General features: G+C 72.5%; 16 protein-coding genes. 10 read left to right on the top strand and 6 right to left on the bottom strand.

The features are described 5' to 3' along the window. Positions 1–508 precede the first annotated feature (508 nt). The 3 genes from ACIRS1_RS04320 (at position 509) to ACIRS1_RS04330 (ending at position 5,271) form a co-directional block, all read left to right on the top strand. Entirely contained in the window at positions 509–2,845 is a 2,337-nt protein-coding gene (locus ACIRS1_RS04320; protein WP_402836686.1) for a M4 family metallopeptidase, read from the top strand. Between the two features lie 306 nt (positions 2,846–3,151). Further along, a complete protein-coding gene (locus ACIRS1_RS04325; RefSeq protein ID WP_402836688.1) occupies positions 3,152–4,891 on the top strand; it encodes a carbohydrate-binding module family 20 domain-containing protein in 1,740 nt (579 codons plus the stop codon). A 158-nt stretch (positions 4,892–5,049) separates the two neighbouring features. Further along, a complete protein-coding gene (locus ACIRS1_RS04330) occupies positions 5,050–5,271 on the top strand; it encodes a hypothetical protein (protein ID WP_387898275.1) in 222 nt (73 codons plus the stop codon). Positions 5,272–5,370: 99 nt separating this feature from the next. Here the strand turns inward: ACIRS1_RS04330 and ACIRS1_RS04335 are convergent, their stop codons facing one another. Continuing rightward, on the bottom strand, positions 5,371–6,114 hold the full coding sequence (locus ACIRS1_RS04335; RefSeq protein WP_402836690.1) for an SDR family oxidoreductase: 744 nt from the start codon (positions 6,112–6,114) through the stop codon (positions 5,371–5,373). 457 nt (positions 6,115–6,571) lie between these two features. Here ACIRS1_RS04335 and ACIRS1_RS04340 point away from each other — a divergent pair, with 457 nt between their 5' ends. Together ACIRS1_RS04340 and ACIRS1_RS04345 are read left to right on the top strand one after the other, a co-directional pair. Beyond that, positions 6,572–7,624 (top strand): alpha/beta hydrolase, encoded by a 1,053-nt coding sequence (locus ACIRS1_RS04340; protein ID WP_402836692.1) that lies wholly within the window; start codon positions 6,572–6,574, stop codon positions 7,622–7,624. Between the two features lie 339 nt (positions 7,625–7,963). Beyond that, positions 7,964–8,767: a hemerythrin domain-containing protein gene (locus ACIRS1_RS04345; RefSeq protein WP_402836694.1), complete on the top strand. Its 804-nt coding sequence runs from the start codon at positions 7,964–7,966 to the stop codon at positions 8,765–8,767. Positions 8,768–8,960: 193 nt separating this feature from the next. Here the strand turns inward: ACIRS1_RS04345 and ACIRS1_RS04350 are convergent, their stop codons facing one another. Next, on the bottom strand, positions 8,961–9,554 hold the full coding sequence (locus tag ACIRS1_RS04350; protein ID WP_402836696.1) for a DUF6891 domain-containing protein: 594 nt from the start codon (positions 9,552–9,554) through the stop codon (positions 8,961–8,963). 79 nt (positions 9,555–9,633) lie between these two features. On the opposite strand from ACIRS1_RS04350, the gene ACIRS1_RS04355 reads away from it, so the two are divergent. Next, the gene (locus ACIRS1_RS04355; protein WP_402836698.1) at positions 9,634–10,596 is read left to right on the top strand and encodes a DUF1152 domain-containing protein; all 963 of its coding nucleotides are present in this window, start codon (positions 9,634–9,636) and stop codon (positions 10,594–10,596) included. An 80-nt stretch (positions 10,597–10,676) separates the two neighbouring features. On the opposite strand, the gene ACIRS1_RS04360 is transcribed toward ACIRS1_RS04355, so the two are convergent. After that, on the bottom strand, positions 10,677–11,225 hold the full coding sequence (locus ACIRS1_RS04360) for an FHA domain-containing protein (protein WP_402836700.1): 549 nt from the start codon (positions 11,223–11,225) through the stop codon (positions 10,677–10,679). A gap of 184 nt (positions 11,226–11,409) precedes the next feature. Then, positions 11,410–11,958 (bottom strand): DUF1697 domain-containing protein, encoded by a 549-nt coding sequence (locus ACIRS1_RS04365; protein ID WP_402836702.1) that lies wholly within the window; start codon positions 11,956–11,958, stop codon positions 11,410–11,412. 78 nt (positions 11,959–12,036) lie between these two features. Here ACIRS1_RS04365 and ACIRS1_RS04370 point away from each other — a divergent pair, with 78 nt between their 5' ends. Further along, positions 12,037–12,507 carry a pyridoxamine 5'-phosphate oxidase family protein gene (locus ACIRS1_RS04370; RefSeq protein ID WP_360207579.1) on the top strand — a complete coding sequence of 157 codons (471 nt, stop codon included), beginning with the start codon at positions 12,037–12,039 and terminating at the stop codon, positions 12,505–12,507. Positions 12,508–12,567: 60 nt separating this feature from the next. Here ACIRS1_RS04370 and ACIRS1_RS04375 read toward each other — a convergent pair whose 3' ends face one another. Next, positions 12,568–12,924, bottom strand: coding sequence for an arsenate reductase family protein (locus ACIRS1_RS04375; RefSeq protein ID WP_387898288.1), 357 nt, complete (start codon positions 12,922–12,924; stop codon positions 12,568–12,570). A gap of 170 nt (positions 12,925–13,094) precedes the next feature. On the opposite strand from ACIRS1_RS04375, the gene ACIRS1_RS04380 reads away from it, so the two are divergent. Next, positions 13,095–14,312, top strand: coding sequence for a cytochrome P450 (locus ACIRS1_RS04380; protein ID WP_402836705.1), 1,218 nt, complete (start codon positions 13,095–13,097; stop codon positions 14,310–14,312). Positions 14,313–14,533: 221 nt separating this feature from the next. Beyond that, positions 14,534–15,631, top strand: coding sequence for a PP2C family protein-serine/threonine phosphatase (locus tag ACIRS1_RS04385; protein WP_402836706.1), 1,098 nt, complete (start codon positions 14,534–14,536; stop codon positions 15,629–15,631). 124 nt (positions 15,632–15,755) lie between these two features. Here the strand turns inward: ACIRS1_RS04385 and glnA are convergent, their stop codons facing one another. Continuing rightward, the gene (gene glnA, locus ACIRS1_RS04390; protein WP_360207570.1) at positions 15,756–17,168 is read right to left on the bottom strand and encodes a type I glutamate--ammonia ligase; all 1,413 of its coding nucleotides are present in this window, start codon (positions 17,166–17,168) and stop codon (positions 15,756–15,758) included. 263 nt (positions 17,169–17,431) lie between these two features. Here glnA and ACIRS1_RS04395 point away from each other — a divergent pair, with 263 nt between their 5' ends. Beyond that, positions 17,432–17,899 carry an RDD family protein gene (locus ACIRS1_RS04395; protein ID WP_360207567.1) on the top strand — a complete coding sequence of 156 codons (468 nt, stop codon included), beginning with the start codon at positions 17,432–17,434 and terminating at the stop codon, positions 17,897–17,899. Positions 17,900–17,918: the final 19 nt, after the last annotated feature.

A 17,918-nucleotide genomic window follows, 5' to 3' on the forward strand; every position in this document is an offset into this window, starting at 1 on the left:
GGCGGCGCGGGACCCGTGTCGTTTTGGCCGCGAGGTGGCCGGAAACAGTCGTTGGCACGGCCGGAACTGTGATGTGCCGCGCCTGCGGGGCGCTGTCGGCCGCCCGCCGGGCCGGGCGGGAGCCCTGAGCGCTGGTCAGTGACATCCGGAAGTGATCGAACTTTACCCGGACCATGAAAACCGTGTTCACGAGTTCGCAAAGGGGTAACACAACTGACGGACCGTCGTGCATACGGTTTCGGTAATGAATCGGCCATTCCGTGGCATGCATCTGTCATTAACGGCTCGTTTGCTGCCACGATTCCTCCGGCTGCAGACGAGGGGGCCCCACCCCCCGGTGCAGCCGGCCAGTTCAGGTGCAGCGCGTCCCGATCCTGCAACGACTTGTGAGCACCGCATCCGCACCCCCGTCGCACACCGCGGGCGGGGGCCCCCACTGCGCCGCAACCCTGCGGCCCAGGTTCTCTCCACCGCGTGCGAACCCGCACCGGTCGGAAAAGGAGTCCGCATGTCCCGTTACGCTCACGCCCGGAAGGCGGCGGTTGTCATGGCCGCCACCACCGCGCTGCTGGTGACCGGCATACCGGTCATCGCCCAGGCCGCCACGCCGGACGCCCCGGCCGCCGTCGCCGCCCAGCAGACGACCCGGGCCGCGCTGATCGCCTCGGCGAACCAGCAGTCCGCGCCCCTCGCCCAGACCCTCGGCCTGAGCAGCGACGAGAAGCTCGTCACCAAGGACGTCGTGCAGGACGCGGACGGCACCCGTCACCTGCGGTACGAGCGGACCCTCAACGGGCTGCCCGTCCTGGGCGGCGACCTGGTGGTCCACCAGTCCGCCACCGGCGCGACCAAGGGCGTGGACCGGGCCAGCAGCGCCTCGCTGAGCGGAGTCGGCACCACGCCGAAGCTGGCGGCGCCGGCCGCGCAGTCGGCCGCGCTCGCCGCCGAGTCGGGCGCCGCGCTGGAGAGCGCGCCCCGCCTGGTCGTCTGGGCCGCGGACAACAACCCCCGCCTCGCCTGGGAGACCGTCGTCTCCTCCACCGAGTCGGACGGCACCCCGAGCAAGCTGCACGTGGTCACCGACGCCACCAGCGGTCAGGTCATCCAGAAGTTCGAGGGCATCCAGACCGGCACCGGCAAGGGCGTCTTCGTCGGCAACGTCAACATCGGCACCTCGCAGTCCGGGTCGTCCTACCAGATGAAGGACACCACGCGCGGTGGGATGTACACCACCAACCTGAACCACGGGACCTCGGGCACCGGCACCCTGTACAGCAAGTCCACCGACACCTGGGGCGACGGCACCGTCGCCAACGGCGAGTCGGCGGCGGTCGACGCCCACTTCGGCGTCGCGGCCACCTGGGACTACTACAAGAACACCTTCGGCCGCAACGGCATCCGCAACGACGGTGTCGGCGCCTACAGCCGCGTCCACTACGGCAACAACTACGTGAACGCGTTCTGGGACGACTCCTGCTTCTGCATGACCTACGGTGACGGTGACTCGAACACCCACCCCCTCACCGAGCTCGACGTCGCCGGCCACGAGATGAGCCACGGCGTCACCGCGGCCACCGCCAACCTGAACTACTCGGGCGAGTCCGGCGGCCTCAACGAGGCCACCTCGGACATCTTCGGCACCATGGTGGAGTTCTACGCCAACATCCCGACCGACAACCCCGACTACCTGATCGGTGAGTTGATCGACATCAACGGGAACGGCACCCCGCTGCGGTACATGGACAAGCCGTCCAAGGACGGCCAGTCCGCCGACTACTGGTCCTCCACCGTCGGCAACAAGGACGTCCACTACTCCTCCGGCGTCGCCAACCACTTCTTCTACCTGCTGGCCGAGGGCAGCGGCGCCAAGGTCATCAACGGCGTCAGCTACAACTCGCCGACCCAGAACAACATCGCGGTCACCGGCATCGGCCGGGACAAGGCGGCGCAGGTCTGGTACCGCGCCCTGACCACCTACATGACCTCCACCACCAACTACGCCGCGGCGCGCACCGCGACGGAGAAGGCGGCCACCGACCTGTACGGTGCCGGCAGTGCGGAGCTCACGGCCGTCAGCACCGCCTGGGCGGGCGTCAACGTCGGCTCGCTGCCCAACCCGGGCGGCGTCACCGTCACCAACCCGGGCAACCAGTCCACCGCGCTCAACGGCTCGGTGAACCTGCAGATCAAGGCCACGGGCGGCACCGCCCCGCTGTCCTACAGCGCCTCCGGCCTGCCCGCGGGCCTGTCGATCAACGCCTCCACCGGCGTGATCAGCGGCACCGCCACCGCCGCCGGCACCTCCAACGTGACCGTCACGGCCACGGACTCGGCCGGCAAGAGCGGCAACACCAGCTTCACCTGGACCGTCACCGGCGGTGGCGGCGGCAGCTGCACCCCGGCGCAGCTGCTGGGCAACGCCGGCTTCGAGACCGGCAGCGCCTCCCCGTGGACGGCGAGCTCCGGCGTCGTCGACAACAGCTCCTCGCAGGCGGCCCACGGCGGCTCCTGGAAGGCCTGGCTGAACGGCTACGGCTCCAGCCACACCGACTCGCTGTCCCAGACGGTCACCATCCCGGCCGGCTGCAAGGCGACGCTGAGCTTCTGGCTGCACATCGACACCGCCGAGACCGGTTCCACCGTGTACGACAAGCTGACCGTCTCGGTCAACGGCACCACGCTGAAGACCTACAGCAACGTGGACGCCGCGGCCGGCTACCAGCAGCGCACCTTCGACCTCTCGTCCTACGCGGGCCAGACGGTCACCCTGAAGTTCAACGGCGTCGAGGACTCCTCGCTGCAGACGAGCTTCGTGATCGACGACACCTCCGTCCAGACCGGCTGAGGTCGGGTCGGGCCTCCTCGGGCCCGGTGAACCAGGACAGGTGAGGGGCCCGGCAGCCACGGCTGCCGGGCCCTTGTCGTGCGTCCGGCGGGCCTTTGTCATGCGTCCGGCCGAGGCTGGGCGCCGGGTCCGGCGCGGGGTGGGTTCCGGGCCCGGCGCGGGGTATGCAGAAACGTTCTTTCCAGGCTCTTGACGGTGTGTGTCGACGGCTCTAGGTTCAGCGCTGCAAGTTTCCGGCAAGTTACAGAAACTTCCTGCAGGCTTCACCCTCCGGCTGCCCCACCCCAGCCACCCCCAGGAGACGACGTGGTCACCACCGCCCCCACCCGCCGGCCCGCCCGCGCGGCCGGAGCGCTCGCCGCCTCGGCGGCGCTCGCGCTCTCGCTCGGCACCGCCCTCGGCGCCCCCACCGCAGGGGCCACCCCGCCCACCGCCAACGGCAAGGACGTCACCGCCACGCTCTTCGAGTGGCGCTTCGACTCGGTCGCCCAGGCCTGCACCTCCACCCTCGGCCCCAAGGGCTACGGCTTCGTCGAGGTCTCGCCGCCCCAGGAGCACATCCAGGGCCCCCAGTGGTGGACCTCCTACCAGCCCGTCGGCTACCGGATCGCCGGCCGGCTCGGAGACCGGACGTCCTTCAAGAACATGGTCGACACCTGCCACGCCGCCGGCGTCAAGGTGATCGCCGACGCGGTGGTCAACCACATGGCGGCCGGCTCCGGCACCGGCACCGGCGGAACCGCCTACAGCAAGTACACCTACCCCGGCACCTACCAGGACCAGGACTTCCACTCCTGCCGCCAGCCGATCACCGACTACCAGGACCGCTCCAACGTCCAGAACTGCGAGCTGGTCAACCTCTCCGACCTGGACACCGGCAGCTCCTACGTCCGGACCACGATCGCGCACTACCTCGACGACCTGGGCGCGCTCGGCGTCGACGGCTACCGGATCGACGCGGCCAAGCACATCGCCGCCGCCGACCTCGCCGCGATCAAGGCCAAGATGGCCAACCCGGGCGCCTACTGGGTGCAGGAGGTCATCTACGGCGCCGGCGAGCCGATCCAGCCCGGTGAGTACACCGGCACCGGCGACGTGGACGAGTTCCGGGTCGGCACCGACCTCAAGCGGATGTTCACCAGCGACAAGCTCGCCAACCTGAACGGCTGGGGCGCCTCCTGGGGCTACCTGCCGAGCGGCCAGGCGCGCAGCTTCATCGACAACTGGGACACCGAGCGCAACGGCTCCACCCTCAACTACACCTACGGCAACACCTACACGCTGGCCAACGTCTTCCTGCTGGCCTCGCCGTACGGCGCGCCCAACGTCTACTCCGGCTACTCGTTCACCAACAAGGACGACGGCCCGCCCAACGGTGGCACCGTCAACGCCTGCTACCAGGACGGCTGGAACTGCACCCACGCCTGGCGGCAGGTCGCCAACATGGTCGGCTTCCGCAACGCCGTCGCCGGCACCGGCGTCACCAACTGGTGGTCCAACGGCAACAACGCCATCGCGTTCGGCCGCGGCAACAAGGGCTACGTCGCGATCAACCACGAGAACGGCGCGATCACCCAGACCTTCCAGACCGGGCTGCCGGCCGGCACCTACTGCGACGTCCAGCACGGTGACCCGCAGCCGGGCGGCGGCTGCACCGGCCCGACCTACCAGGTGGGCGCCAACGGCCAGTTCACCGCGACGGTCGGCGCGGGCGACGCGGTCGCGCTCTACGTCCAGGGCGCGGTCGCCGCGACCACCGGCGCCTCGTTCAACGTCAACGCGACCACCGCGTACGGCCAGAACGTCTACGTGGTCGGGGACGTCCCCGCCCTCGGCGGCTGGGACCCGGCCAAGGCGCTGCCGCTCTCCTCGGCCGGCTACCCCGTCTGGTCGCTGTCGCTCACCCTGCCGGCCGGCACGGCCTTCCAGTACAAGTACGTGCGCAAGGACGCCAACGGCGCGGTGACCTGGGAGTCCGGGGCCAACCGGAGCGCCACCGCGCCCTCCTCGGGCACGGTCACCCTGAACGACACCTGGCGCCCGTAAGGCCGGTCCGGCCCCCGGGGGTCGTCTGGAGGGCCCGGCCCGGCGGGCCGTCCGTGATGCGGGGACCCCTGTCAGCCCAGGCTGACAGGGGTCCCCCGTGTGAGTGGCCGCACCGCTACGCCCCCCGGGCGGCGGTCCGGCGCTGACACCATCGCGGGATGAGAACCACCCCCCTCGTCCTCGACCTCGAACTGTGCGGCGGCCGCTGGGACGGACACCGCAAGCTCGTCCATGCCGCCGCCCCGCCGCCCGTGCTCCGGATGGTCCTGCGGGCCCGACTGCCCGTCGCCGAGAACGGCGAGTACTGGCCGACCACCAGCGTCTACCGGCTGGACGAGGACGGCGGCGGGCTGCGGTACCGGCACTCGCACGACGAGTAGGCGGGCGGCCGGGCCCGCGTCCTGCCGGCCCCCGCCGCGCCCTGCCGTTCCGCCCGCCCGCTGCCGCGCCCTGCCGTTCCGCCCGCCCGCTGCCGGTTGTCAGCCGCGGCCGATGTACGGCATCGCGGTCGCCATCACGGTGGCGAACTGCACGTTCGCCTCCAGCGGCAGCTCGGCCATGTGCCGGACGGTGCGGGCCACGTCGGCCACGTCCATGGTCGGCTCGGGCGCGATCCGCCCGTCCGCCTGCCGGACCCCGGCGCCCATCGCGGCGGTCATGTCGGTCGCCGCGTTGCCGATGTCGATCTGCCCGCAGGCGATCCGGTACGGGCGGCCGTCCAGAGACAGCGACCTGGTCAGCCCGGTCACGGCGTGCTTCGTCGCAGTGTAGGCGATCGAGTGCGGGCGCGGGACGTGCGCCGAGATCGAGCCGTTGTTGATGATCCGGCCGCCCTGCGGGTGCTGCGCCTTCATCTGCCGGAACGCGGCCTGGGCACAGAGGAAGGCGCCGGTCAGGTTGAGGTCGACCACGGCCCGCCAGGCCGCCACCTCGAGCTCCTCCACCGGGACGGCCGCGCCGAAGGTGCCGGCGTTGTTGAACAGCAGGTCCACCCGGCCGAAGCGCTCGGCGGTCTCCGCGAACAGTGCGTCCACCGCCGCCGGGTCGGTGACGTCGGTCGGCACCGCGACGGCCGGGGTGCCGCCCAGCCGCGCCGTCTCCCGCAGCGGTTCGGCGCGCCGGCCGGCCAGTACCACCTGCCAGCCGGCCCCGGCCAGCTCGACCGCCACGGCCCGGCCGACGCCGCTCCCGGCTCCGGTGACGACGGCGATCTGCTGGGGCATGGCGCTCTCCTCGGTGCTCTGTGCGGGTGCTCTGCTCGGGTGCCCTGCTCGGTCAGTGCGGACCCGGTCCGACGGGTCCGGCCGGGGCCGCCGGGCGGCCCGCCGAGGCGATCGTCGCGGATGGGACGGCCGGCGTCACTGGTCGAAGCCCCCAAAATCGGTGCCCCCGGGCAGGCCGACCGCTGTGTCCCCCGCCGTCCGGCCCCCGCCGTCCGGCGGGAGCGGTGAAGACCTTTACCCGATCGCGAACAAACATTGGATTTACGGTGCCCGCCGCGCAACCGGGTCACCCCGGCCCACGTCATAAGATCGCAGGACGGCGCGCCACCGCGAGGGGCGGCACGCCGCCGTCCCGGGGGCCGTACCAGCGTCGTGCCCCCGGGCCTGTCCGGCCCCACCGGGGGGCCGCCGCCCGGTCAGACGGACCGGGCGTGACATCGGTCGGAGAGTCCTCACCGTGCTTAGGCAGTCGTCCCGTTCCCGCGCCGTCCTGACCGGCGCCGCCGCACTCGCCCTGGCCGCCTCGCTCGCGGCCTGCGGGAGTTCCGGCGGCGGGAAGGGGGACGGCGCCAAGGCGGCCGGCACCCCGGGCGCGAGCGGGACGACTGCGGCGGGCAGCCCGAGCGGCACCGGATCGCCCACCACCGCGGAGCCCGCGGCCGCCACCGGGAAGGTGCTGATGCCCACCGGTCCGCAGGCCGCCCTGACCAAGGCCCGGGACACCGCGGCCGGCCCGATCATGGTGACCACGGTGACCGGCGCGAAGTCCGGGGTGTCCGGCAAGGTCTGGGTCTGGCTGCCGCCGGAGTACAACGACCCCAAGTTCGCCAAGACCGGCTTCCCGGTGCTGACCCTCTTCGCGGGCGGCCAGAGCAACGGCTACAACACCTGGACCGACAACCAGCTGCCGATCCAGGAGAACAACGCGGAGCTGGTGAAGGCCGGCAAGGCCCACCCGTTCATCATGATCATGCCGGTGCAGAACTTCAACGGCGACGAGCACAACGCGCTGGACTGCTCCGACATCCCGGGCCAGCCCAAGATGGGCACCTGGATGACCCAGGACATCCCGGACTTCGTGCGCGCCAACTTCCGCACCCTCAAGGGCCGCGACGGCTGGGGCGTGATGGGCGCCTCCACCGGAGGCTTCTGCAGCGCCAAGCTCGCCCTGCAGCACCCGGACGTCTACAAGGCCGCCGTCCCGATCGACGGCTACTACGTCCCCGACTCGGGGCTCTGGAAGGGCCACGACGCCGAGCGCGCGGCCAACAACCCGGACGTGCTGGTCGCCCAGAGCAAGGCGGACGTCAAGATGCTGGTCACCGCGGGCGGCGCCAACCCGTACGAGACCAAGCTGGTCAAGGCCTGGGTGGCCAAGGCCGCCCCGCCCACCTCCCTGGAGTACTACGAGCAGCCCGGTGGCAAGCACCTGACCTCGGACTTCAAGAAGATGATCCCGGACACGCTGCAGTGGCTGAGCAAGAACCTGGCCGGACCGGCGGCCGACTGACCCGGTACGGCGGACGGGTGCGTGCGCACGCCGAACGCGGCCGAGGGCCCGGGACACCCGCACGGGAGTCCCGGGCCCTCGGCGTTCCCGGGCCGGCCCCCGTTCCCACCCCGGGCCCGGCTGCGTCGGGCTGTTCCCGGCCCCGCCGCCGCCCGTCCGGCGGTGGTCGCCGCAGCGTTCCGGCGGCGTCCCCGGCGCAGCCGCCCGGGGGTGCATAAACGCCTGTGACCTGCGCGTCAATCGGACATTGATTCGCTTCTGATCGACTGTGAGCACTTTGGATGGCGCCGCGTCCCACCGGCCGGCCCGCCCGATCCGCCACCTCGTGAAGAGAGTCCCATGCCGATCCACCTGCTGCCCCAGCCGTCCCCCGCCGTGCCCGAGCAGGCGCAGTCCGGGGCCGACTCCAGGGGTGCGGCCGCGTCCGCGCTGGCCGCCGACGAGGAGCCGGCGACGGCCCGCTTCGCCGGGTTGCGGCTGGTGCACTCCGCGCTGCGCCGCGACCTCGCCCGGCTGCCCAACGCGCTGCGCCTGCTGCAGCCCGGCGAGGACGACGCGGGTGAGGCGCTGCTGCGGCACTGGACCTTCGTGACCGCGATGCTGACCTGCCACCACGAGCAGCAGGACACCCGGATCTGGCCGATCGTGCGCCGCTTCGCGCCCGAGCTGCGGTTGCTGCTCAACTGGCTGGAGGCCGACCACCACAACCTCGACCACTCCTTCACCCGGGTCACCACGCTGGTCCGGATCGCCAGCCGGGACACCGGGAGCGCCTGGCCGGTGGCGTACGCGATGGAGGACCTGGCGGCCCGGCTGGAGACGCACCTGCGGATCGAGGAGCGCCAACTGCTGCCCCGGATGGAGCTGGTGGTCCCGGAGACCTCCCGGCTCGGCGGCCTGGGCGAGCTGCTGGACCTGCTGCGCTCGGCGGACGGCCCGGGCACGGCGGACGCGCTGGCCTGGCTGCTGGATGGGGTGGAGCCGGCGACGGTCGAGCGGCTGCTCGCCGACTGCGACGACGACGTGGCCCGCAACTGGCCGCACTGGCAGGCCACCTACCAGCGCTGCACCGCCCGGCTCTGGGGCGCGTCGGGCGGGCCGGGCGACAGCCTGCCTGGCGACCTGGGCGGCATCGCCGACTGACTGCCCGGCCTTTTCTCGGGCCGTTCGTCTACGCGCGTGGCATGCGCCGAAGGCATATGCTGACGCTCGCGCCGCGGTGCACCGCACCGGCCCATCTCCCCGGCGTCCCCGGCGTTCACGGTGCCCTCGGGGGCTGACCCCCGGCGCCCCGGCGCAGGTCGCCACCGCGACCCCGCCGCCGCCGCCACCACCGTCACTCCGGCAGGCGGTTGAGCCACAGCAGCGGAGCGACCCGGATCGCCGTGTGCGGCGAGCCGTCCCACTCCGCCGGCAACCCGGCCGCCGCCAGGGCGGCCACCACCGCCCGGCCGACCTCGACCGTCCGCCGCTCCGCCACCCCGGCGGGCTCCGCCCCGGTGCGGAAACCGCCGTACCGCAGCATCAGGCCCTGACCGGCGGCGGCCGCCTCGGTGTCCTGCTGATGGAAGAAGACGAACCCGTGCGAGCCCTCGTCGGCCTCGCCGCCGATCTCCTCGTAGCCGCAGGTGGCACAGCAGGTGAAGTCCATCGCCGCGACGACGCCCTGCTCCTCCAGCGCGTCGAACGCCGCCTCCAGACGGTCCACGTCCGTGGTCGCGGGCCAGGAGGCCTGCTCGGCCAGCCGCTCGTCCCACAGCGGAGCGACGATCCGCTCCGCCTCCTCCTGCGTCAGTCCCTGGTCGTCGAGGACCTCGACCAGGGACTGGGCTATCTCGTCCGGCTCCTGGAAGCCGCACCGGATCAACTCGCTGGCCCGCTCGCGGGCTTCGCGCAGGACTTCGGGGTCGACGTCCGTCTCCTGGGTCATGCGGCCATCCTCGCACCCGTCACTGACAACGCCCGGCCCTCGGCGCCGGCCCGCGGGCACCCGGTGCTACCGTCCGCCGATGACCTCACTGCTGCAACCCCCGCTGCTCACCCGGCTGCTGGCCGCCGAGCGCATCCTCATCGCCGGCGCCGGGGGCGGTTTCGACGTGTACGCCGGTCTGCCGATCGCCCTCGCCCTGCGCGCCGCGGGCAAGGAGGTGCACCTGGCGAACCTCTCCTTCACCCACCTCTACGGCCTGCCCTCCGAGGTCTGGGCGGAGCCCGAGGTGGCCCGGATCGGCCCGGACACCGCCGCCCCCGAGGGCTACTTCCCGGAGCGCACCCTGGCGCGCTGGCTGCACCGGCACGGGATGCCCGACACGGTCTGGGCGTTCCCGTCCGTGGGCGTCCAGCCGCTGCGCGAGGCCTACCGGGCGCTCACCGGCCGCCTGGGCGTCGACGCGGTGCTGCTGGTCGACGGCGGCACCGACATCCTGATGCGCGGGGACGAGGCCGGTCTCGGCACCCCGGAGGAGGACATGGCCAGTCTCGCCGCGGTGGCCGGTCTCACCGGGGTGCCCGAACGGCTGGTCGCCTGCCTGGGCTTCGGCGTCGACGCCCACCACGGCGTCAACCACGCGCTGGTGCTGGAGAACCTCGCGGCGATCGAGCGCGCGGGCGGCTACCTCGGTGCCTTCTCCATCCCCCGCGGCAGCCGGGAGGGCGTGCTCTACCTGGACGCCGTCGAGCACGCCCGGGCCGCCTTCCCCGAGCACCCCAGCATCGTCAACGGCTCGGTGGCGGCGGCGCTGCGCGGCGAGTTCGGCGACGTCCGGTTCACCGACCGGACGAAGGGCGGCGAGCTCTTCGTCAATCCGCTGATGACGCTCTACTTCGGGGTGACCGTCGAGGCGCTGGCCGCCGAGAACCGTTACCTGGACCGGATCGAGCACACCGTGCTGACCCGCCAGATCAGCACCGTCATCGAGGAGTTCCGGGACGACCTGCCCCGGCAGCGCCCGCCCCGGCAGTTCCCGCACTGACGCAGAGCGCCACCGGGCGCCGGCGGCCCGCGGTCAGCGCCACCCGGCACCGCCCTCCGTGCCGCCGGGCCGGGGCACGGTCAGCCGGAGGCCAGCCGGAACTCCAGGTTCCCGAAGCGGACCTGGTCGCCGGCTCGGACGCGGACGCCGCCCGCGATCCGGCGGCCGTTCACGTGCGTGCCGTTGGTCGAACCGAGGTCGTACAGCACCCAGCCGCCGCCCTCGTGCCGGAGTTCGGCGTGCTGGCGGGAGACCGAGGCGTCGTGCAGCCGCAGCCCGGAGCCGGGGATCCGGCCGATCGTCAACTGGACGGCACCGGCCTGCGGGAGGCTCAGCCCCGGCAGCCGCTCGGTGCGCCAGGCGCGGTTCAGCCGGTCCCCGAACGCGGAGACCCTGCCGACCGCCCGCAGCACGAGGCGCTCGACCGGGTTCCCGGTCGGCAGCCCGGTCATCGCCGCGTCCAACTCGCCCGTGCTGGTGGCCTGGAGGACGATCTCCATCCGGCCGAGGAAGGTGTCGTGCGACAGCCGCCCGCTGCCCGCGCCGTCCCGGAGCGCGCCGAGGGCCTGCTCCCGTTCGGCGTCGGACGGCCGGAGCGCGCCGCTGCGGAACTCAGGAGACGTCGTCATGGCCCGATTGTCGGCTCAGCCGGCCGGGACTGTCCAGAACGCGCCGCCCGCCGGCGCCCGATGAGTACGTCACTGCACTCCAGACGCCGGCCGGGCGCGCGCGGTTCCGGCCGCCCGGGGGCGGTCCACGGGCCGTCCCGACGACCGTCCCGACGACCGGTCAGGCGACCGGCCAGACGGGGTGTCAGCCCTTGCGGGCCGCCGCCAGGATCTTCTCCGTGGTGTGCAGGAACCGGGAGGTCACCGAGCCCCGGTAGGCCTTGCCGAACAGCTCCCCGGTCACCCACTTGCCGTTCCGCAGGTGGATCACCACGTACGCGGCGCCCGGGTCGGCGCCGATCACCTCGTGGTCGCCCTTGGGCGAGGTGTACGGGACGGCGAGGTCGGCGGGCAGCGGCTCGGACAGGAAGGCCACCACCAGCCGGACGTCCGGTGTCACCTCGACGCTCCGGAACGGCTCGGCGGCGAGCAGCTCGGCCACCTCGTCGACGGTGCGCAGCAGTACCGGCACCGGGTACCCGAGGGACTGCTCCAGGTGCTGCTCGATGCGTGCGGTCAGGGCGGCGCGGTCCGGCTCGTCGGTGGTGAAGAAGACGTTGCCGCTCTGGATGTAGGACCGGACGCCGTCCAGCCCGAGCTCGGTGAAGAGCTCCCGCAGCCGTTCCATCCGCACCGTCCGGCCGCCGACGTTGATGGCACGGAGGAAGGCGATGTACGTGGTCGTGGTGGTCACCCCGCCAGTCTGGCACCGGGCACCGACAGCGTCCGGCGGTGCCCGGCGGGTGTCGGTACCGGGTGCCAGACTGGCGCCATGGCTACCTGGCAGGATTTCGAGCAGGAGGCCCCGGACCTCGCGCCCCTCGTGCGGGCCCGGTTCGAGGCCGAGAAGCACCACGTCCTGGCGACGCTGCGCAAGGACGGATCGCCCCGGGTGAGCGGCACCGAGGTCGACTTCGTCGGCGCCGACCTGATGCTCGGGTCGATGTACGGCTCCGCCAAGGCGCGCGACCTCCAGCGGGACGGCCGCTTCGCGCTGCACGCCCACCCGGGGGGCGAGCGGATGGAGGGCGGTGACTCCAAGGTCTCCGGCCGCGCGGTCGAGATCACCGACGAGACCGAGCTGGCCGCCTACGCGGCGGATCTGCCCGAGCCGCCGCCCACCCCCTTCCACGCCTTCCGGCTGGAGCTGGAGCAGGTCGTGCACACCGCGGTGGGGGAGGGCCACCTCTGGGTCCTCAACTGGCACCCGGGCCGGCCGGTGCAGCGGATCCAGCTGCACTGACCGGCCCGGGTCAGGCTCCGCCGGCCTCGATTCCGGTCGGCGGGATCCGGAAGACAAGCCCTAGCCCAGGACGGACTTGACGGCCTCCGGGGTGCGGGCGACGACGGCGTGGCCGTCGTCCGCGGTGATGATCGGGCGCTGGATCAGGATCGGGTGCTCGGCCATCGCCGCGATCCAGCGCGCCCGGTCGCCCTCCTCCCGGGTCCACTGCTTCATCCCGAGGTCCTTGGCGACCTGCTCGTCGAGGCGGGTGATGTCCCAGGGCTCCAGGTTCAGCCGCTCCAGCACCTGCTCCAGTTCGGCCGCGGTGGGCGGGTCCTCCAGGTAGCGCCGGACGGTGTACGCGGCCCCGGCGGCTTCCAGCACGCCGAGCGCGGACCGGCACTTGCCGCAACGCGGGTTGATCCAGATCTCCATGCCGTCCAGCCTACCGAGCCGGCCGACAGCCCTCCGCCCACCGGTGGCCGGGCGGGCGGGGCCGTCCCGCCCGGGTGGCCGGCCGGGACGGGAACTCCGCCGCGCCCGACGGTGGTTCACGAACCAGGAATCGGGGCCCGAGGAGAAGGGCCCCCGGAGGGGAGCAGCGGATGGACGGCGCGGCGATCATCGAGCAGTTGCTGACGGGCGAGGGCACGGCGGACCCGTACCCGCTGTACGCGCGGGCGCACGAGCTGGGCACGGTGATGCCGGCCGGCCCGGGCACCTTCCTGGTGGTCGGGCACGCGGCGGTCGACCGGGTGCTGCGCACCCCGGCCTTCGCGGTCGCGACCGCCGAGATGATGGCGGGCCTGACCCCGGAGTTCGCCGAGCACACCTCGCTGGCGCTGTTCGGCCGTTCGATCCTGCAGCGCAACGCGCCCGACCACCCCCGGGTCCGCCCGCTGATCGCCTCGGTGTTCACCGCCCGGCGGGTCGCCGCGCTGCGTCCGGCGGTGGAGGCCGCGGTCGACCGGCTGCTGGACGAGATGGCCGAGCAGGGCGCGGACGGCTCCCCGGTGGACTTCATGGACGCCTTCGCCTTCCGCCTTCCGGTCGGCGTGATCTGCGAGCTGCTCGGCGTCCCCGAGCGGGACCGCTACCGCTTCCGCGGCCTGGCCTCCGACCTCACCGTCGCGCTGGAGTTCGTCGACGACCGCTCCGAGCTGGCCGAGGCCGACGCGGCCGCGGACGAGCTCGCCGACTACTTCACGGCGCTGGCGGCCGAGCGCCTCGCCCGTCCGCAGGACGACCTGGTCACCGACCTGGCCCGGATCGCCGCCGACGACCCGGAGCGGCTGCCGGCTCGGGAACTGCTGGCCAACCTGGTGCTGCTGCTGGTCGCCGGCTTCGAGACCACCACCAACCTGCTCGGCAACGGTCTGGCCCTGCTGTTCCGCCACCCCGAGGTGGTGGCGGGCCTGCGCAGCGGCGCGGTCACCCCGGCCGGTTTCACCGACGAGGTGCTGCGCTTCGACTCCCCGGTCCAGCTCACCTCCCGGGTGGCCCTGGCCGACGACCTGGCCGTCGACGGCCTGCCGGTGCCGTCCGGCGACGTGGCGCTGCTGCTGCTCGGCGCGGCCAACCACGACCCGGCCCGCCACCACCGCCCCGAGGTGTTCGACCCGAGCCGCACGGACAGCCAGCCGCTGAGCTTCGGCGGCGGACCGCACTACTGCCTGGGCTCCCAGCTGGCCCGGCTGGAGTCGGAGGTGGCGGTGCCGGCGCTGCTCGCCCGCTTCCCCCGGCTCGCCCCGGGCGGCGTTCCGACCCGCCGCGACCGCCTGGTCCTGCGCGGCTTCGAGACGCTGCCCGTTTCCGTCCGCTGACCGCGCCCCGACCGCCCCGACCGCCCGGACTGCCGGACTGCCGGACTGCCGGGCGGTCGGGCCCGCTCGGCCCGGTCGGGCCCGCTCGGCCCGGTGGCACGTGCCGGCCGGCAGGTCGTCGGGATCCGGGACGTTCGACCGTTCGTGGCAGGGCCGTCCGTGGGAGAGCATGGAGGGGCGAACCCGGTCAATCCGGGACATTCGTCCAGGAGGTCCCCGCCGTGCCCACAGCACCCCGCCCACCGCACCCGGTGGCCGTGGAACCCAGGGTGCCGCGCTGGGTGCCCTGGCTGCCGGTGCTGCTGCTCCTGCTCGACCTGACCGCCGAGGCGGTCGTCCCGGACGCGGTGGCCGCCGGCTTCCTGCTGACCGCCCTGCCCGTGGTCGCGGCGTTCAGCTACGGCCCGGTGCTGACCGCCGCCACCACCGTCGGCTCGCTGGCCCTGCAACTCGTCCTCGCCCTGCGCGCGGGCCACATCAACGAGCAGCACCACGTCTGGGTCTACATCGCCACCCTGCTCTCCGGGGTGATGGGCACCGCCCTCGCGTGGCAGCGCACCCGGCAGAACCGCAACCTGCTGCAGGCCCGGACGGTCGCCGAGACCCTGCAGCGCACGGTGCTGCGCCCGGTGCCGGACCGGGCCGGCGGCCTGCGGGTGGCCGGCCTCTACCGCCCGGCCCAGGCCGAGGTGCTGGTCGGCGGGGACCTGTACGAGGTGTGCGACACCCGCTTCGGCGTCCGGGTGCTGCTCGGCGACGTCCGCGGCAAGGGTCTCGGCGCGGTCCGGACGGTGGCCGACGTGCTCGGCGCCTTCCGGGCCACCGCGCACGACACCCCGGAGCTGGTCGACCTCGCCGACCAGCTGGACCGGGCCGTGCTGCGCGACGCCGCCGACCGCGGCGACGACGAGCTCTTCGTGACCGCCGTCCTGCTGCAGTACCGGCCGGGCTCCGACTGCGTGGAGATCGTCAACCGGGGCCACACCACCCCGCTGCTGCTCGGCGACGGCACCATCACCCCGGTGTCCTGCGCCGACGAGCTCCCGCTCGGCCTCGGCCACCTCGGCCCCGCCGAGGAGCGCGGCAAGCCGACCGCCGTCGCCCTGCCCCCGGGCCGCACGGTGCTGCTGTACACCGACGGTGTCAGCGAGGCCCGGGATTCCACCGGCACCTTCTACCCGCTGGCCCCGCGGCTGGCCGCCCTCGGTACCACCTCGCCCGACCGGCTGGTGTCCTTCCTGGCCCAGGACGTCCACGAGTACGCCGGCCTCCTCGCGGACGACCTCGCCGTCCTCGCCCTCACCCCCGACGTCCCGTGACCCCCGCACCCCACCCCACGCACCGGGCCCCGCCGCCCTCCCGAAGGAGCACGACGGGGCCCGAGTGGTCCGACCGTCCGAACCGACCCACCGGTCCTGACCGGCGGATCGGCCGCGACCCGTCCTACAGGTCGTAGTAGAGCTCGAACTCGTGGGGGTGGGGGCGGAGGGCGATCGGGGCGATCTCGTTGGTGCGCTTGAAGTCGATCCAGGTCTCGATCAGGTCCGGGGTGAAGACGTTGCCGGCGAGGAGGTACTCGTGGTCGGCTTCCAGGGCCTCGAGGACGGCCGGGAGCGAGGAGGGCACCTGCGGGACGTTGGCGTGCTCCTCCGGGGCCAGCTCGTAGAGGTCCTTGTCGACCGGCTCCAGCGGCTCGATCTTGTTGCGGATGCCGTCGAGGCCGGCCATCAGCATGGCGGAGAAGGCCAGGTAGGGGTTGGAGGCCGGGTCGGGCGCGCGGAACTCGATGCGCTTGGCCTTGGCGTTGGAGCCGGTGATCGGGATGCGGATCGCGGCGGAGCGGTTGCGCTGGGAGTACACCAGGTTGACCGGTGCCTCGAAGCCGGGCACCAGGCGGTGGTAGGAGTTCACCGACGGGTTGGTGAAGGCCAGCAGGGAGGGGGCGTGCCGGAGCAGGCCGCCGATGTAGTAGCGGGCCATGTCGGAGAGGCCGGCGTAGCCCTGCTCGTCGTAGAAGAGCGGCGAGCCCTCGCTCCACAGCGACTGGTGGACGTGCATGCCCGAGCCGTTGTCGCCGAAGATCGGCTTCGGCATGAAGGTGGCGGTCTTGCCGTTGCGCCAGGCGACGTTCTTGATGATGTACTTGAACAGCATCAGGTCGTCAGCGGCGTGCAGCAGGGTGTTGAACTTGTAGTTGATCTCGGCCTGGCCGGCCGTGCCGACCTCGTGGTGCTGCCGCTCGACCTCCAGGCCGGACTTGGCCAGCTCCAGGGACATCTCGGCGCGCAGGTCGGCGAAGTGGTCCACCGGCGGGATGGGGAAGTACCCGCCCTTGTACTTGACCTTGTAGCCGCGGACGTCGCCCTCGGCGGCGCCGCTGTTCCAGGCGCCGGCCTCCGAGTCGATGTGGTAGAAGGACGCGTTGGCGCTGGTGTCGAAGCGGACCGAGTCGAAGACGTAGAACTCGGCCTCGGGCCCGAAGAACGCGGTGTCGGCGATGCCGGAGGAGGCGAGGTAGGCCTCCGCCTTCTTGGCGACGTTGCGGGGGTCGCGGCTGTAGGCCTCGCCGGTGACCGGGTCCTGGATGAAGAAGTTGATGTTGAGGTGCTTCTCGGCCCGGAACGGGTCGAGGCGGGCCGTGGCGAGGTCCGCGACCAGGGCCATGTCGGACTCGTGGATGGCCTGGAAGCCGCGGATCGACGAGCCGTCGAACATCAGGGTCTCGGACGGGTCGAAGGTCGCCGCAGGTACGGAGAAGTGCTGCATGACGCCCGGCAGATCGCAGAAACGGACATCGACGAACTTCACATCGTTGTCCTGGATGAACTGCTTCACTTCGGCGGCGTTGTTGAACATACATCCTCCTCGGCGTGCGAATGGGGCTCACCCTAGGAATGGCCCGTTTCCGGCCGGTGACCCGGCCGTTTCGTAAATGTTAACCACGGCCCTCGCGCGGGCGGCAAAGACGTACGGGACGGGGCAAAACGCCTCCCGGTCAGCGACGCCCCTCCGCAAGTGGTCTGGACCACTTGGAAAGCCCCGGCTACACGATTCACCCGCTCGTGGCGTTCGGGGGAGCCGGTGGCGGTCCGGGCCGACCGCCCGGTTAGTGTGGATTCGTGGACACCAGAGAAGCGTTGGGATCGTGGATCGACGGCCCGAAGGCGGCCGCCGAGAAGATGGGCGCCGACTTCGGCCACCGCGGCGAGCGTCTCGGACTGCCCAAGGAGGGCTCCGGCTCGCTCGCCGGCCCCGGCCGCCGGATCGGCGCCCTGTTCGTCGACGGCTGGCTCGTCGCCCTGATCGCCTACGGGCTGATCGGCAAGGGCAGCGCCGGCCACGCGAACCTGTGGACCAGCCCGCTCTACTTCCTGGTCGCGTCGGTGCTGCTCGCCACCACCGGTACGACCGTCGGCAAGCGGCTCTTCGGCCTCCGGGTGGTCCGCCTCGACGGCGGCCGCGCCACCATCCCGCAGGTCCTGCTGCGCACCCTGCTGCTGTGCCTGGTGGTGCCGCCGCTGGTCTGGGACCGCGACACCCGGGGCCTGCACGACAAGGCCGTCGGCACGGTCGAGGTCCGGATCTAGAGGTCCGGATCCAGAGGTC

Source organism: Kitasatospora sp. NPDC101176 (assembly GCF_044768035.1).
Lineage (GTDB): Bacteria > Actinomycetota > Actinomycetes > Streptomycetales > Streptomycetaceae > Kitasatospora.